This window comes from Virgibacillus oceani (genome assembly GCF_014638995.1).
Taxonomy (GTDB): Bacteria; Bacillota; Bacilli; order Bacillales; family Amphibacillaceae; genus Virgibacillus_E; species Virgibacillus_E oceani.
The window spans coordinates 579,631-595,480 of sequence record NZ_BMFR01000001.1; the positions used below are offsets into that span (position 1 = coordinate 579,631).

The window sequence follows — 15,850 nt, forward strand, 5'->3', positions numbered from 1 at the left end:
TAATGGTAAAGGGATGACAAAATTGTCATCCCTTTTTGATTTTAATCCTCATGAAGCGGATTTTTATTTTCATCTAATGTAAAGCCTTCGCCAACAACATCATGGACTGAACTTACTGCAACAAAGGCAAGTGGATCGATGTCATTAATTATGTTTTTCAGCCGGACAATCTCATTTCGTCCAACAACACAGTATAGAACATCGCGCGTTTCCCCTGTAAAGCTTCCTCTACCCGCTAAAACCGTAACACCACGATCCATATCAATATTAATTTTATTTGCTATTTTATCACTGTGGCTCGATATTATTGTCGCTCCGCGAGCCGCGTATGCTCCTTCCTGAATGAAATCAATCACTCGTGCGCCAATATAAACTGCCAATAATGTGTACATTCCTTCAACTAATTCTAAGCTAGTAAATACGGACGTTGTGATAACAACAGCATCAAACATAAACATTGTCTTTCCCATGCTCCAGCCAACATATTTGTGAACAAGACGTGCGATAATGTCGACCCCGCCCGTGGTGCCTCCATAGCGAAAAATTATGCCGAGTCCAACTCCGATAAAAACACCTGCAAATAAAGCCACTAATGTCATATCCCCCTGCAGGTTCAATTCAAATGGATTGATTTGAAAAATACTTAAAAATACTGAAACTGCAACTGTTCCTATAAGAGTATAAATAAATGTGTTGCGCCCAAGAAATTTCCAGCCTACAAAAAATACTGGAACGTTTAAAATAATATTTGTAATTGCCGGATCCCATTCCCATAAAAAATAGAATAATAACGTGATTCCAGTAAATCCGCCTTCACCAAGATTGTTTTGCATATTAAAATGAACAATCCCAAAGGAAAATATCGCAGAACCAAGCAGAATAAAAAGGATATTTTTAATTTTTAATCCAAATAACATTCTATACCTCCTGTCCTATGAATTCACACGTTACTTATTATAGTCAATTTACCTTACTTCAACAATCTAAATTTCTTTAAACTAATAATTTGTCAAAATAACCCCTTTTGGCTAACATAAAAGGTGATTAATAAAAAATGAGGGATAGCTAATGACACATGATAAGCCAATTTATAACACTGTTGAGATTCAAAAGCGAGTCGATAGCTATATATCACAATTCAAAGAAGGCTATTTTTCACCATTGAGTCTTATGGCAAGATTAACAGAAGAAATGGGGGAAATGGCTCGCGAAGTAAATCATTATTATGGTGAAAAGCCCAAAAAAACAACAGAGAAGGTAAAAACAATTGATGAAGAGCTAGGGGATATCCTATTTGTGCTTACCTGTTTTGCAAATTCACTTGATATTGATTTATCCGAAGCATTTGATATGTCAATTAACAAAATTGAAACTCGTGATAAAGATAGATGGACTAAAAAAGATTAGGATTATTGGAGGATTTTAAAATGATACGAGTCATAATAGCCGGCCCCCGTGGTAAAATGGGCTCTGAAGCAATACAAATGGTTAACAATACAGATAATCTTGAATTAGTTGCCTGCCTTGATCGTAAACATGATGGCAAAACTTTAAGAGATATTGAATCACTTCCTAATATGGATGTACCAATATATGAGAATATTGAAGAATGTTTTCAGCAAATTAATGCAGATATCTTTGTTGATTTAACCGTTCCTGAAACAGGGTATATTCATACTAAAGCTGCATTGAAATATCATGTTCGGCCTGTAGTTGGTACTTCTGGATTTTCAACGGAACAAATTGAGGAGCTGACTGACATAGCAAATACAGAAAAGATTGGGGGACTGATTGCACCTAATTTTGCTGTAGGGGCAGTACTTATGATGCAATTTGCGAAACAGGCATCAAAATATTTTCCTGACGTGGAAATAATTGAAAAACATCATGATCAAAAGCTGGACGCTCCATCTGGTACAGCGATTAAAACTGCTGAACTAATCTCAGAAGTCAGAGGCAGCAAAAAGCAAGGGCATACAGCAGAAAGAGAAACTGTAACAGGTGCAAGAGGTGCTGATTTTGATGGGATGAAGATACATAGTATTCGTTTGCCTGGTATTGTAGCCCATCAGGAAGTCATTTTCGGTGGTTCCGGTCAAACATTAACCATTAAACATGACTCATTCAATCGTAAATCTTTTATGGCTGGAATAAAGCTGGCAATTGAGGAAGTTATGAAAATAGACGAACTTGTATATGGACTCGATAATATTTTAGAATAGGTGGGATTGGATGAATATCGCGTTAATTGCTCATGACAGGAAAAAACAAGATATTATTGGATTTAGTATTGCTTATCATTATGTTTTAGAAAATCACAACTTATATGCAACGGGCACTACAGGAAAATTAATAGCCGAGGCAACAAGTTTAAATGTACACAAATTTCAATCAGGACCAATAGGCGGAGATCAGCAAATCGGTGCAATGGTCGCTAACAATGAGATGGATGTGGTAATTTTCTTTCGCGATCCACTAACTGCACAACCGCATGAACCTGATGTAAGTGCACTGATGCGTTTATGTGATGTTCATTTGATTCCGTTAGCAACGAATCTTGCTGCAGCAGAAATCGTTATTCGTGCATTGGAACGTGGCGACCTAAGTTTCAGAGAAATTGTTAAACAAAAATTCCAAGAAAAGGAAAATCCAGAATGAAAAAAATTGGTATAACATGCTATCCAACGGTAGGTGGCTCAGGTGTAATTGCTACTGAACTGGGGATCCAGCTTGCGGAACAGGGACACGAAATACACTTCATAACATCGAGTATCCCTTTTCGTCTTAATCATATTTATCCAACCATCTTTTACCATGAAGTAGAATTGAACCATTATCCTGTATTTCAATACCCACCATATGATCTTTCTCTGGCAAGTAAAATGGCAGAAGTGATTGATAGGGAGAAACTGGATATATTGCATGTACATTATGCAATGCCTCATGCAGTATGTGCTATTCTAGCAAAGGAAATCGCCCAGCATGATGTCAAAATAGTAACTACATTACACGGAACCGATATTACGGTTTTGGGAATAGATCGTACGTTCAAAAAAATGATAAAGTATGGCATTGAACAATCTGATGCTGTTACAGCTGTTTCCGAAAGTTTGGTAGAGCAAACAACGGATATGCTTGAAATAAACAAAGAAATGTCCGTAATATATAATTTTGTTAATGAAAAGGAATATCAGAAGAAGGAAACTTTGAATATTAAACAGCAATACGGAATTCAGCAGGATGAAAAGGTAATAATACATATATCCAATTTTCGTAAAGTTAAACGAGTTAATGATGTTATCCATGCCTTTAACTTAATTCAGAGACAAGTAAAATCAAAACTGTTATTAGTGGGAGATGGGCCGGAATATGCCGATGTCTGTCAGCTAGTTGATAGTCTTAGGCTTCAGGATCAGGTGCTCTTTTTAGGAAAACAAAAAAATGTTAGTGATTTATTGTCCATCTCCGATTTAAAATTACTTTTATCAGAAAAAGAAAGCTTCGGATTGGTTTTACTGGAGGCTATGTCTTGTGAGGTTCCATGTATAGGAACGAATGTTGGCGGTATTCCTGAGGTTATCAGACATGGTGAAACAGGTTATATAGTAGAACTTGGTGATATTGAAAAAACTGCTGCTTATGCGGTCCATCTTTTGAATAATCAGGATTTACTTAATAGATTCTCCCTTCAATCATTGGATCGGGCAAGAACACATTTTCATTCAAAGGAAATTGTAAAACAATACCTTGATTTATATGATCAAGTATTATCTAGTTCTAAATAGAGTTGGTGATTGCAATGCAGTTGGATCGATTTGAACAAGCAAAATTTATTTTGGAAAAAATTGAAAAAGATAACCATCAGGCATATTTTGTAGGTGGTTGTGTACGAGATCTATTACTAGAGCGACCAATTGGTGATATTGATATTGCAACATCTGCAACACCTCAGGAAATCCAAACTATTTTTGATAAGGTCATTCCTGTTGGTATTAAACATGGTACGGTTATTGTAAGACATGAGCATCAATCTTATGAAATAACTACTTTTCGTGTTGAGGGAAAGTATAGTGATCACAGACATCCAGACTCAGTTGAATTTATTAAAACAATCGATCAGGATTTAAAGCGAAGAGATTTTACGATAAACGCCCTCGCAATGGATAAAGATGGAGATATTATTGATTTATTTATGGGAGAAGAAGACCTGAAAAAAAAGATGATTAGAACAGTTGGCGATGGCTATGAGCGATTTACTGAAGACCCATTACGGATTATGCGTGCACTTCGCTTTTCAAGTCAATTGGGTTTTATGATAGAACATAAAACATATTCCCAGATGCAGATACTTAAACAGCAAATCGAAACCATAGCTGTTGAACGGCTTAACGCAGAATTCACAAAATTATTTGCTGGTGAATTTGTTGAACGTGGGATAGCGTATTTAAAAAGCACGGAAATATATAATCATTTGCCGATTATGGTAAAATATCCATATATCATAGATTATCTTCCTAAAAAATTAAAGCCATTATCATCGTTTGGCCAGGTTATTGCTTTATTCCATTATATTGAACCAGCAATTGGTATTGCGACGTGGGTAAAGGAATGGAGATGTTCAAACAAAATTAAATTTGAAGCAGTACAGTTAACACAGGCATTAAGAAATTATAAAGCGAATCGAATAGATCGCTGGCTTGTTTATTGTTTAAATGCTGAATATTATCGTGGGTTTGTTAAACTTATCCATATATTTCATGACAATACCCGGGTTTCAATAGAGGACCTAGAGCTGATCGATAAAGCTTTACCTATTAAATCAAAAAAGGATTTAGCACTGGACGGGAATGATTTGCTGTCATTATTTCCTAAAGCTAAAAGAGGCCCGTGGCTACAATCACATTTATATAAACTTGAACAACAAGTTGTATTAGGAAACGTAAAAAATTCTAAAACTGAATTAAAGGAGTGGATAAGATGTCATCCACCCGAAATAAACTAATAAAAATTCTGGAAAAAACGCGAAACGAATATGTTTCGGGGCAGTTTTTGTCAGAGGAACTTAATATTTCCCGCGCTGCAATCTGGAAGCATATGAAAGAACTTGAAAAAGACGGTTATGAGATTGAGGGAAAGTCTAAAAAAGGGTATCGGATTCTTAAGTCACCTGAAAAATTAAGCGAAAACACGGTTCAGTGGGGATTAAATACAAAATGGCTTGGAAAAAAAGTCATACATAAACCAACAACAGCTTCGACTCAGCATATTGCCCATCAGCTTGCACAAGAAAGTGCCCCACACGGTACAATAATAATTGCCGATGAGCAAACTGCGGGTAAAGGCAGAATGAATCGTAAATGGCATTCAACAGCAGGAAAAGGCATCTGGATGAGTATATTGCTTAGACCTGAAATATTACCATATCTTGCACCACAATTAACCCTGTTAACTGCGACAGTTTTGGCTGATGTACTATCAAAAGATACTACGATAGAGCCAAAAATCAAATGGCCAAATGACATTTTAATAAACAGCAAAAAGACTGCAGGGATATTAACAGAAATGCAGGCGGAACAGGACCAAATTCAATATGTAGTCATAGGAATTGGCATAAACGTCAATCAAACAACTAGTGACATTCCTGAAAACATAAATAGTAAAGCTACTTCGCTGCAAATAGAAACAAATAACGCTTTCGATATAACCAATTTAATTCAGCACATTTTACAAACGTTTGAAAATGCCTATGATGCCTACATAAAGAATGGTTTTCCGAATGTAAAAGATAAATGGGAAAGTTATGGGTTTAGAATAGGTGAAACGATACAAATTAAAACAATCAAAAAAAACTGGCATGCAACTTTCTTAGGAATTGCGGAAGATGGAGCATTGTTAACAAAGGCTGAGGATGAGGAAATAAAGAGGTTATACTCAGCGGAAATTGATTGGTACAAGGAAGGGGAAGATAAGCATGTTAACTAGGCTTGATTTGCAAAAAATGAAAGAAGAGAAACAAAAAGTATCAATGCTGACTGCTTACGATTATCCATCTGCAAAAATGGCGGAACAAGCAGGTATTGACATGATTTTAGTCGGGGATTCGCTTGGAATGGTCGTACTCGGTTATGAATCTACCGTAAAGGTTACAGTTGATGACATGATTCATCATGCAAAAGCAGTAAAGCGCGGGGCTCAAAATACATTTATGGTTGTTGATATGCCATTCATGTCTTATCATATTTCGCTTGAAGATTCATTAAAAAATGCCCAAAGGATTTTTCAGGACACCGATGCACAGGCCTTAAAAATTGAAGGCGCATCCGACGAGATCCTTACACTCACAGAACGATTAACAAATGCTGGAATTCCTGTAGTAGCACATATTGGATTAACACCACAAACGGTCAATGTTTTAGGCGGTTATAAAGTCCAGGGCAAGGACAAACATACTGGGGAAAAATTATTGCAAGACGCTAAGCAATTAGAAGCTCATGGTGCAATTGCCATTGTCCTGGAATGTGTTCCAAAAGAATTGGCTAATATTGTAACAGGTTCGCTTTCAGTTCCTGCAATTGGAATTGGCGCAGGTATAGATTGCGATGGGCAAGTGCTGGTATACCACGACATCCTTAAATATGGTGTAGACCGTCTGCCGAAATTTGTTAAGGCATATACTGACTTAAATTCAGAGGTGGAACAAGCAATACAGTCGTACAATGAAGATGTTAAAAACAAGCAATTTCCAACAGATGATTATAGTTTTTTGATCAAAAATAAAGATGCGTTACCTAAAGTAGGCGATTAACATGGAAATAATACGAACAGTTAATGAAATGCAAACTAGATCGTTATCAATATTACAAGACAATAAAACGATAGGATTTGTACCGACTATGGGTTTTTTTCATGAAGGACACCTTTCGTTAATGAAAGAAGCAAAGAAGGAAAACGACTTAGTTGTTACAAGTATATTTGTAAACCCATTACAATTCGGACCGAATGAGGATTATGATAACTATCCGCGAAATGAAAAGATGGATGCGGAACGTGCAAAAGAGGTTGGGGCAGATATTTTATTTATGCCAGGTGTACGTGATATGTACCCTAAAAAAATGATGATTGATATGTCAATTAATGAACGTGTAAATGTTTTATGCGGGCGTTCTCGTCCGGGCCATTTTGAAGGGATATTAACTGTTTTATCAAAATTATTTAATATCATTAAACCAAATAAAACATATTTTGGTATGAAAGATGCCCAGCAGGTTGCTGTCGTTGATGCGTTAGTACAGGATTTGAATTTTCCTATTGAATTAGTTGCATTACCTACTATAAGGGAAGCGGACGGATTAGCAAAAAGCAGCAGAAATGTTAATTTGAGCAAGGCAGAACGGAAAGAAGCAATATGGCTGCACAAAGCATTGAAACATGGGCAACGTTTTGTAGTTGACGGAGAAAAAAATCCTGCTATTATTGAAAAAGAGGTTAAAAAGATTATCGAGAATGAAACAAGTGGTTCGGTAGATTATGTTGAATTATTGAGCTATCCAGAACTTAAAAACGTCTCATTTATAGATCAACAGGTTATTTTAGCAACTGCCGTTTTCTTTGAGCGTGCACGACTAATTGACAATCTAATATTAAATGCGGATGGAAGCCTCGTTAAACAGATAAAGTAGGGGGAAATTTTTATGTTTCGTACCATGATGAGTGCAAAAATTCATCGTGCACGGGTCACAGAAGCAAATCTTAATTATGTCGGAAGTGTTACGATAGATCAGAACATCATTGAACAAGTCGGTATATTACCACATGAAAAGGTGCAAATTGTAAATAACAATAATGGTGCACGATTAGAAACATATGTTATACCAGGCGAAAGTGGCTCCGGAGTCGTTTGTCTAAATGGAGCAGCTGCACGTCTTGTTCAACCAGGAGATACAGTTATTATTGTTACCTATGCAGTGGTTTCTGAAGAAGAGTTAGCAACTTTTAAACCAAAAGTTGCAATTATGAATGAAAAAAACGAAATTCAGCAGCTTATTGAACAAGAGCCACCGTTAACCGTAATATAGGCAAAGGGATGGAGGGTGGTCCGTAAGAAAGGCAATTTTAGGTGATTTAATAGGATGCACAACTCTTATCAATTTTGATAAGAGTTTTCCTTTATGGCATGAAGGCAGGTGGTATTGTGAATAGTAGGTACGTTGTAATAGACCTTGAAACAACGGGGCATTCTCCTTTAAAAAGTGATAAAATAATCGAAGTTGGAATAGTTGTTATTGAGAATAATACAATTAGCAAAGAATATTCAACTTTCTTAAATCCAAATAAAACGATTCCGCCTTTTATTTCTAATTTAACGGGAATTAAGAATGAAGATGTTTCGCATGCACCGACTTTTGAGGAAGAAGCGAATACAATAGTTTCTATGTTTGAAAACAGTTATTTAATTGCACATAATGTACCATTTGACCTTGGCTTTTTAAACGAAGAGCTAGCTGCAATTAATGAAAAAAAGTTAACGAATCCTGTCATCGATACAGTAGAACTTGCACGTATTTTGTATCCGCAGGCACCAAGTTTTAAACTCGGTCAATTAGCGGAGTATATCGGAATTAATCATGATGATCCACATCGTGCATTGTCTGATGCATATGTAACTGCACAATTATTTATAATGTTAATTAAAAAGCTTGAGAAGCTTCCATATGAATCAATTGATCAACTTTTAAAACTGGAGAAAGCTTTAAAATCAGATCTTTATCAATTACTTTATGAACGGCAAGAGAAATTAGCTTTTTCGGTAGAGGAACAAACAAATATTACTTCCTATAAGGGGTTAGCATATAAACAGACGGAAGAAAGTAAAGGTCATAAACAAAATGTTGAATCGTCGTTCGGGGAATATTTAGATTCCATTTATGAAGCAAATGGTACGATGGAACAGTTTATGAAAAGCTATGAAAAAAGAAATGGCCAACGTGAAATGTCTGAGGATATATTTGATGCATTTCAGGCAAAGTCTCATGCATTAATTGAGGCAGAAACTGGAACCGGTAAATCGTTAGCATATTTAATCCCGGCTGTTTATGAGGCAGTAAATTCCGGTAAACGTATTATCATCAGCACATATACAACTCAATTACAGACGCAGTTATTAGATGAAGAAATACCATTAATACAGGAATTGGTTCCTTTTTCATTTAAAATAGCTTTATTAAAAGGAAAACAACATTATATTAGTTTAGAGAAATTTGAGCGGGAGTTAAGCTCTTGGGAGGCTGACAACTATGATATTGCTTTAACTAAAGCGATGATTATAGTATGGTTAACAGAAACTGAAACAGGGGACATTGATGAAATTCAATTGCCCTCGAGCGGCTATTTATTTTTCAAACGAATTTCAACTGATTCGGAGGAATATACAGATCCAACATCTCCTTGGTTTTCCAGGTCTTTTTATCAGAAAGCACGGAAAAGAGCACAGCAAGCGGACATTGTTATTACGAATCATGCATTGTTATGTACAGATATGTTTAACGGATACCAATTTCTGCCGCCTTATGAAAAAATTATAATTGATGAGGCACATCACTTTGAAGAAATCGCTTCTAAACATTATGGATTAAAGCTTGATTATGCAAGTATAAATTACATACTGAATCAAATTGGATTAGCTGCAGATGGAAATTGGCTTGGGAAATTATTGGTGAAATACGCAATAAATAAAGAGGAAACCCTAATGGATAAATGGGACGAGATTTTTGGGTTAACTAAACATGAAATTGATGACTTGTTCCGAATGATATTTCAATATGTAGTTGATCAACAGAAATTCAAAAAGTCGTTTAGTGATATTGGCCGTATTCAATACCGATTTGAAAATGAAAAAGAACCCCCTGGAAATTGGCGTATTATTACAGAAATGGCGGCAAGATTAACATATTATCTTCGGGATCTACTTCATATGCTAACACAATTAAAAGATCATTTAACAAAACAAGATTTGTTTGACAAAAACGATATTGATGAAGTTCAGGCAACAATTCATAGCGTGAAATTGTTTAGTGATACGATTGAAAAGTTATTTATATCTGAAAAAAATAATGATGTAAAATGGATTGAGATTGAAGCGTACGGTGCTAAAAATGCTGTACACTTGTACAGCGAACCTATCGAAATAGCATCATTTTTGACAAATGACTTTTTTAATAAGAAACAAAGTGTTATTTTGACCAGTGCAACTTTGACTATGAAAAACTCGTTTACTTTTATTCAAAACCGACTTGGATTGCATTCCGAAAACACGTTTACAAAAAAGATTAATTCGCCTTTTTCTTATCTTGACCAGGTTCAATTATTAATTCCGGATGATTTTCCGGATATTAAACATGGTGATTTAGATTCGTTTATTTATTCGACCTGTGAGGCAATAATGTCACTTGCTGAAATTACGAATGGAAGAATGCTTGTACTTTTTACATCATACGACATGTTAAAACGTGCACATTCCATACTGAAAGAAGCAATAGACTCAACCAAGTTTGTATTAATTGCCCAAGGGATATCAAGTGGAAGCAGGTCAAGACTTAAAAAGAATTTTGTGAATTTTGATCAGTCGATTTTATTAGGTACAAGTTCTTTTTGGGAAGGTGTTGATATTCCCGGCGAAGACTTATCATGCCTTGTAATCGCCCGTTTACCTTTTCAGCCACCAAATCATCCAGTGTATGAGGCTAAATCCAGCCGTTTGAAAGAAAAAGGAAAAAATGCATTTATGGAACTATCTTTGCCAAATGCTGTTATTAGATTTAAACAAGGATTTGGCCGACTTATTCGTTCTGCCAACGATCGTGGAATTGTTTTTGTATGTGACGCTAGAATTGTCAAAACCAGGTACGGAAAATATTTTACTGATTCAATTCCAAATGTCCCTACAACGTTTAATTCAACCCATGTATTAATGGACAAGGCTGAAGAATGGTTTTAAGTTAATTTTGCCATCTTTTCTTGTGAAAAAAATACTGATGCACACAAGATGCATCAGTAAATATGGTATGGGTTGGAAAAAAATTTGTTAAGATAAATACAAACAAACAAAAGCTTGTTATACTGTATATATGCTACATAATATTTATCTTCAACGATACAATTAGTTTTTACTAAGGTATCTTTCCTATGTGTAACAAAATTTGATAAAACAAGAAGCTTTTTATGGAGGGAAATTAATTGAATAAAATCGAGACATTATCAACTATAAAAATCCAATACGCATCAGATCTATACAAAATTGTCGATTGCTTAAATCGAACACTAAAAAAGGACGATCTAATGTTTGGACTGGCATTAGATGAAAACGATGATAAACAAGCAGTATTCACGATCTATCGTACCTAAATGGTTGAAATGGACTTTTTTAGTTTTGTGTCTTGTGCTAGTATCTTGTTTTATTTATGGCGGTTTTTTGTATCATGATATACAAACAAGCAAAACTACTGGTTTCAGCTATACGAAGAATAAAGTATTGCATGAAACCGAATTGCAGGAAGTCGATAGCATATCGCGTTTTCAGGGGAAAACAGAATATCACGTTGTGCGGGGCAGTACAAAAAAGGGTGAAGATAAATTTGTTTTTGTTCCAATTGATAAAGAGTCTGAAAAGTTAACAATTATTGATGCATCGAAAATGATTAGTAAAAAAAATATCATGGAACAATGGAAACAGCAATGCAATAATTGTGAATTAGTTGAAATTATTCCAGCTATGGTAAAGGATAAACCTTTATGGGAATTAACATACAAGGATAGTTCTGGACGGTATATATTTGATTATTTATCCATTTATGATGGAACACGATATGAACAATTTCGTTTAAAAAGTATGTTTAATTAGGAAAGGTGATAACTGTGGAATTGGCGAATAGAGTAAAGGACTTAACACCATCATCAACACTGGCTATTACTGCGAAGGCAAAAGAATTGAAACAGAATGGTTTTAATGTCATTGGGCTTGGTGCAGGTGAGCCTGATTTCAATACACCGGAATATATTATAGAAGCTGCTGAAAAATCAATGAGAAATGGGTTCACAAAGTATACGCCATCAGGTGGAATAGTGGAACTGAAAAAAGCAATTATCCAAAAATTTCAGAATGACAATTATTTAACTTACAATACGAATGAAATAATTGTTACAACAGGTGCAAAACATGCATTATATACGTTGTTTCAAGCATTAGTAAATCCTGGAGATGAAGTAATAGTTCCTGCACCATATTGGGTAAGCTATCCTGAGCAGATCAAATTAGCAGGAGGTAAGCCAGTTATTATAGCAGCAGAGGAGGATAATGACTTTAAAATTACTCCAAAGCAGCTGGAAGAAGCTATTACAGACAAAACGATGGCCATTATCATTAATTCACCAAGTAATCCAACAGGAATGATGTATAACAAGGATGAACTTAAGAAGCTTGGAGAAATATGTTTGAAACATAATATCACAATAGTTTCTGATGAAATCTATGAGAAATTAATTTATACCAATGATGAACATGTTTCAATTGCACAACTATCACCAGATCTAAAAGAACAAACAGTTGTGATAAATGGGGTATCTAAATCGTATTCTATGACGGGCTGGCGAATTGGCTATGCGGCAGGAAATGAGACCATTATTAAAGCTATGACAAATCTTGCTTCACACTCAACTTCTAATCCAACATCGATTGCACAATACGCCGCACTTAAAGCATATACGTCAGACGAAGATCCAATTACGGAAATGAAATTGGCTTTTAAGGAACGTTTGGATAAATTATATAGCCTTTTAATTGATATACCTGGAATTACTTGCAATAAACCAAAAGGCGCTTTTTATCTATTTCCAAACGTTAAAGAAGCAGCTAAACTAAACGGGTTTAATCATGTTGACGACTGGGTGGCAGCGTTGCTTGAAGAAGAAAAAGTTGCATTGGTACCTGGATCGGGCTTTGGTGCCGATGACAATGCACGATTATCATATGCAACATCAATTGATTTATTAGTCGAAGCAGCTAATCGAATGAAACAATTTGTAATAAATCACCAATCTTAGATTTTGGAGGGAATATTTTTGAAGACAACAATATCTCAGGTATCAAACTATGAAGGACAAACAGTAACAATTGGAGCATGGCTTGCCAACAAACGCTCCAGTGGAAAAATAGCTTTTTTGCAATTGCGCGATGGAACTGGATTTATTCAAGGCGTAGTTGTCAAAAGTGAGGTTAGTGAGGAAGACTTTCAGCTTGCTAAAAACATGACGCAAGAAACATCAGTTTACATAACAGGAACGATTGTTGAAGATAAACGCTCACCGTTTGGTTATGAAATGCAAGTGCAATCAATTGATCTGATTCATGAAGCTGTTGATTTTCCAATAACTCCGAAAGAGCATGGAACAGAATTTTTAATGGATCACCGTCATCTTTGGCTTCGATCTAAACGGCAGCATGCAGTGATGAAAATTCGTAATGAAATCATCCGTGCAACGTATCAATTTTTCAATGATGATGGCTATGTTAAAATAGACCCGCCAATTTTGACAGGATCGTCTGCAGAGGGTACGACAGAATTGTTTCATACAAAATACTTTGATGAGGAAGCATATTTATCACAAAGTGGTCAGTTATATATGGAAGCAGCTGCAATGGCATTCGGAAAGGTATTTTCATTTGGACCGACATTCCGTGCTGAAAAATCAAAAACGAGAAGACATCTTATTGAATTTTGGATGATTGAACCGGAAATGGCATTTGTTGACCATGAAGAAAGCTTGGAGATTCAAGAACAATATGTGAGTTTTATTGTACAAGCCGTTTTAGAGAATTGTAAACTTGAATTAGACATACTGGAACGGGATACAACAAAACTTGAAGCAATTAAAGCACCATTTCCAAGAATCTCTTATGATGACGCTATTGTGCTTCTGAAGGAAAAAGGTTTTACCGATATAGAATGGGGTGAGGATTTTGGAGCTCCGCACGAAACTGCGATTGCAGAGAGCTTTGATAAGCCGGTGTTTATCACAAATTACCCAAAAGATATAAAAGCATTTTATATGAAACCTGATCCAAATCGTAATGATGTTGTTTTATGTGCTGATTTGATTGCGCCGGAAGGGTACGGCGAGATAATTGGGGGATCACAACGCATTGACGATCTGGAATTGATGAAAGAACGGTATGAGGAACACAATCTTACCGGTGAAGCATATAAATGGTATTTAGAGCTTCGTCAATATGGCAGTGTTCCACATTCCGGCTTTGGGCTTGGTTTGGAAAGAACAGTAGCATGGCTTTCTGGTGTGGAGCATGTACGTGAAACGATTCCATTTCCGCGATTATTAAACAGACTATATCCTTAATTTAAAAATTTTATTCTTATGATCCCTTGTTTAATAGCGAGGGATTTTTTATTCGTCACGTATTTTACATGCTATACTATTAATGAGGTGCATAAAAATGACAAAAGGAATTTCATTTCAGCAATTATTATCGAATCAGATACAAATCCCGGCAAAATTGCTGACTTCCTACAAATCATACGGTCTTGATGAGAAGGATGTCATGCTGGTATTGCAAATACATCGTTTTATACTGAATTCAAATGAATTTCCAACTCCTAATGAGCTTTCTTCCTATTTAACAATAGATGAAAAAGAATGCTCCAATCTATTACGAAAACTTATTCAAAAGGGATTTCTATCGATTGAACAAATAGAAAATGGACAACATCAATTAAGTGAAATTTATTCGTTAGACCCACTATGGGAGATGATTTTTTCACTGGACAAGCCTGAAAAAAAGCAGGAGGACGGTACAATTTTTATTCTGTTTGAGCAAGAATTTGGACGGCCATTATCACCATTTGAAATAGAAACAGTCAACGTATGGCTGGATGAAGATAAACTGGCTCCATCATTAATAAAAGCAGCACTTCGAGAATCCGTTTTGATGGGAAAACTTAACTTTAAATATATCGACCGAATTCTAAGGGAATGGAAAAAGAAAGGGATTCGTTCTGTAGAGCAAGCCAGGGAAGTGTCAAAAGCATTTCATAATAAACAAACAAACAACCAATCGAATCCCGCGAAAAAGAGGGATACATCATTTTATTATAATTGGCTAGAGGGAGAATAGGTATGTTAAACAAAATGCAAGTCAGGCACTGTTTAGACATTTTTGGGGATATGTTTCCTAATGCGAAGTGCGAATTAACACATTCCAATCCATTTGAATTGGTAATCGCTGTTCTGTTGTCTGCGCAATGTACAGACGTTCTTGTCAACAAGGTTACAAGAGAGCTTTTTCAAAAATATAAAACCCCTGAAGATTACCTTGCTGTAACGTTAGAAGAGTTACAACAGGATATCAGATCGATTGGCCTTTACCGTAATAAGGCTAAAAATATTCGCAAGCTTTGTCAAATGCTGCTGGATGAATATGGCGGAGAAGTACCCGAAACGAAGGAAGAACTGGTTAAATTGGCCGGAGTTGGCAGGAAAACTGCAAATGTTGTTGCATCAGTAGCATTTGAAGAACCAGCGATTGCTGTAGATACGCATGTTGAACGTGTTGCAAAACGTTTGGCAATTTGCCGTTGGAAGGATTCTGTTCTCGAGGTTGAGCAAACCTTAATGAAAAAGGTGCCTATTGAAGAATGGAGCGTCACACACCATCGGATGATATTTTTTGGCCGTTATCATTGCAAAGCCAAAAACCCCAATTGTCCTGAATGTCCATTGTTAGAACTTTGCAGAGAAGGGCAGAAACGGATGAAAAAAAGAAAGATGTAATAATAAAAGCCGC

17 protein-coding genes are annotated in these 15,850 nt (G+C 35.8%); 16 read left to right on the forward strand and 1 reads right to left on the reverse strand.

Going from position 1 to position 15,850, the window contains the following annotated elements; genetic code table 11:
- Window positions 1-41: 41 nt before the first annotated feature.
- Complete coding sequence (locus IEV74_RS03160) at window positions 42-917, reverse strand: YitT family protein (RefSeq protein WP_188453877.1); 876 nt, start codon at window positions 915-917, stop codon at window positions 42-44.
- Between the two features lie 151 nt (window positions 918-1,068).
- Here IEV74_RS03160 and IEV74_RS03165 point away from each other — a divergent pair, with 151 nt between their 5' ends.
- From IEV74_RS03165 to nth, 16 genes are all read left to right on the forward strand, one after another.
- The gene (locus IEV74_RS03165; RefSeq protein ID WP_188453878.1) at window positions 1,069-1,407 is read left to right on the forward strand and encodes a nucleotide pyrophosphohydrolase; all 339 of its coding nucleotides are present in this window, start codon (window positions 1,069-1,071) and stop codon (window positions 1,405-1,407) included.
- A gap of 20 nt (window positions 1,408-1,427) precedes the next feature.
- Window positions 1,428-2,222, forward strand: coding sequence for a 4-hydroxy-tetrahydrodipicolinate reductase (dapB, locus tag IEV74_RS03170; RefSeq protein WP_188453879.1), 795 nt, complete (start codon window positions 1,428-1,430; stop codon window positions 2,220-2,222).
- 10 nt (window positions 2,223-2,232) lie between these two features.
- A complete protein-coding gene (gene mgsA, locus IEV74_RS03175) occupies window positions 2,233-2,658 on the forward strand; it encodes a methylglyoxal synthase (RefSeq protein ID WP_188453880.1) in 426 nt (141 codons plus the stop codon).
- Window positions 2,655-3,785, forward strand: a complete 1,131-nt coding sequence (gene bshA, locus IEV74_RS03180) for an N-acetyl-alpha-D-glucosaminyl L-malate synthase BshA (protein WP_188453881.1) — start codon at window positions 2,655-2,657, stop codon at window positions 3,783-3,785. The genes mgsA and bshA overlap by 4 nt, the downstream gene beginning before the upstream one ends.
- 14 nt (window positions 3,786-3,799) lie before the next feature.
- On the forward strand, window positions 3,800-5,002 hold the full coding sequence (locus IEV74_RS03185; RefSeq protein WP_188453882.1) for a CCA tRNA nucleotidyltransferase: 1,203 nt from the start codon (window positions 3,800-3,802) through the stop codon (window positions 5,000-5,002).
- Entirely contained in the window at window positions 4,978-5,982 is a 1,005-nt protein-coding gene (locus IEV74_RS03190; RefSeq protein ID WP_188453883.1) for a biotin--[acetyl-CoA-carboxylase] ligase, read from the forward strand. Before IEV74_RS03185 ends, IEV74_RS03190 begins: the two co-directional genes overlap by 25 nt.
- On the forward strand, window positions 5,972-6,805 hold the full coding sequence (gene panB, locus IEV74_RS03195) for a 3-methyl-2-oxobutanoate hydroxymethyltransferase (protein ID WP_188453884.1): 834 nt from the start codon (window positions 5,972-5,974) through the stop codon (window positions 6,803-6,805). The genes IEV74_RS03190 and panB overlap by 11 nt, the downstream gene beginning before the upstream one ends.
- Window position 6,806: 1 nt before the next feature.
- Window positions 6,807-7,679: a pantoate--beta-alanine ligase gene (panC, locus tag IEV74_RS03200; protein ID WP_188453885.1), complete on the forward strand. Its 873-nt coding sequence runs from the start codon at window positions 6,807-6,809 to the stop codon at window positions 7,677-7,679.
- 12 nt (window positions 7,680-7,691) lie between these two features.
- A complete protein-coding gene (gene panD / locus IEV74_RS03205; RefSeq protein WP_188453886.1) occupies window positions 7,692-8,075 on the forward strand; it encodes an aspartate 1-decarboxylase in 384 nt (127 codons plus the stop codon).
- 116 nt (window positions 8,076-8,191) lie between these two features.
- The gene (dinG, locus tag IEV74_RS03210; protein WP_229683042.1) at window positions 8,192-10,993 is read left to right on the forward strand and encodes an ATP-dependent DNA helicase DinG; all 2,802 of its coding nucleotides are present in this window, start codon (window positions 8,192-8,194) and stop codon (window positions 10,991-10,993) included.
- Window positions 10,994-11,232: 239 nt separating this feature from the next.
- The gene (locus IEV74_RS03215) at window positions 11,233-11,400 is read left to right on the forward strand and encodes a YpmA family protein (protein WP_188453887.1); all 168 of its coding nucleotides are present in this window, start codon (window positions 11,233-11,235) and stop codon (window positions 11,398-11,400) included.
- A gap of 34 nt (window positions 11,401-11,434) precedes the next feature.
- Entirely contained in the window at window positions 11,435-11,896 is a 462-nt protein-coding gene (locus IEV74_RS03220) for a cell wall elongation regulator TseB-like domain-containing protein (protein ID WP_188453888.1), read from the forward strand.
- Window positions 11,897-11,910: 14 nt separating this feature from the next.
- Window positions 11,911-13,095 (forward strand): pyridoxal phosphate-dependent aminotransferase, encoded by a 1,185-nt coding sequence (locus IEV74_RS03225; protein WP_188453889.1) that lies wholly within the window; start codon window positions 11,911-11,913, stop codon window positions 13,093-13,095.
- 18 nt (window positions 13,096-13,113) lie between these two features.
- The gene (gene asnS, locus IEV74_RS03230; RefSeq protein WP_188453890.1) at window positions 13,114-14,406 is read left to right on the forward strand and encodes an asparagine--tRNA ligase; all 1,293 of its coding nucleotides are present in this window, start codon (window positions 13,114-13,116) and stop codon (window positions 14,404-14,406) included.
- A 97-nt stretch (window positions 14,407-14,503) separates the two neighbouring features.
- Window positions 14,504-15,181 carry a DnaD domain-containing protein gene (locus IEV74_RS03235; protein WP_188453891.1) on the forward strand — a complete coding sequence of 226 codons (678 nt, stop codon included), beginning with the start codon at window positions 14,504-14,506 and terminating at the stop codon, window positions 15,179-15,181.
- A gap of 2 nt (window positions 15,182-15,183) precedes the next feature.
- A complete protein-coding gene (nth, locus tag IEV74_RS03240; RefSeq protein WP_188453892.1) occupies window positions 15,184-15,837 on the forward strand; it encodes an endonuclease III in 654 nt (217 codons plus the stop codon).
- Window positions 15,838-15,850: the final 13 nt, after the last annotated feature.

Coding starts and splice junctions, on each gene's coding strand:
- IEV74_RS03160 (WP_188453877.1), bottom strand. CDS start 917: ATGTTATTTGGATTAAAAATTAAAAATATCCTTTTTATTCTGCTTGGT.
- IEV74_RS03165 (WP_188453878.1), top strand. CDS start 1,069: ATGACACATGATAAGCCAATTTATAACACTGTTGAGATTCAAAAGCGA.
- dapB (WP_188453879.1), top strand. CDS start 1,428: ATGATACGAGTCATAATAGCCGGCCCCCGTGGTAAAATGGGCTCTGAA.
- mgsA (WP_188453880.1), top strand. CDS start 2,233: ATGAATATCGCGTTAATTGCTCATGACAGGAAAAAACAAGATATTATT.
- bshA (WP_188453881.1), top strand. CDS start 2,655: ATGAAAAAAATTGGTATAACATGCTATCCAACGGTAGGTGGCTCAGGT.
- IEV74_RS03185 (WP_188453882.1), top strand. CDS start 3,800: ATGCAGTTGGATCGATTTGAACAAGCAAAATTTATTTTGGAAAAAATT.
- IEV74_RS03190 (WP_188453883.1), top strand. CDS start 4,978: ATGTCATCCACCCGAAATAAACTAATAAAAATTCTGGAAAAAACGCGA.
- panB (WP_188453884.1), top strand. CDS start 5,972: ATGTTAACTAGGCTTGATTTGCAAAAAATGAAAGAAGAGAAACAAAAA.
- panC (WP_188453885.1), top strand. CDS start 6,807: ATGGAAATAATACGAACAGTTAATGAAATGCAAACTAGATCGTTATCA.
- panD (WP_188453886.1), top strand. CDS start 7,692: ATGTTTCGTACCATGATGAGTGCAAAAATTCATCGTGCACGGGTCACA.
- IEV74_RS03235 (WP_188453891.1), top strand. CDS start 14,504: ATGACAAAAGGAATTTCATTTCAGCAATTATTATCGAATCAGATACAA.
- nth (WP_188453892.1), top strand. CDS start 15,184: ATGTTAAACAAAATGCAAGTCAGGCACTGTTTAGACATTTTTGGGGAT.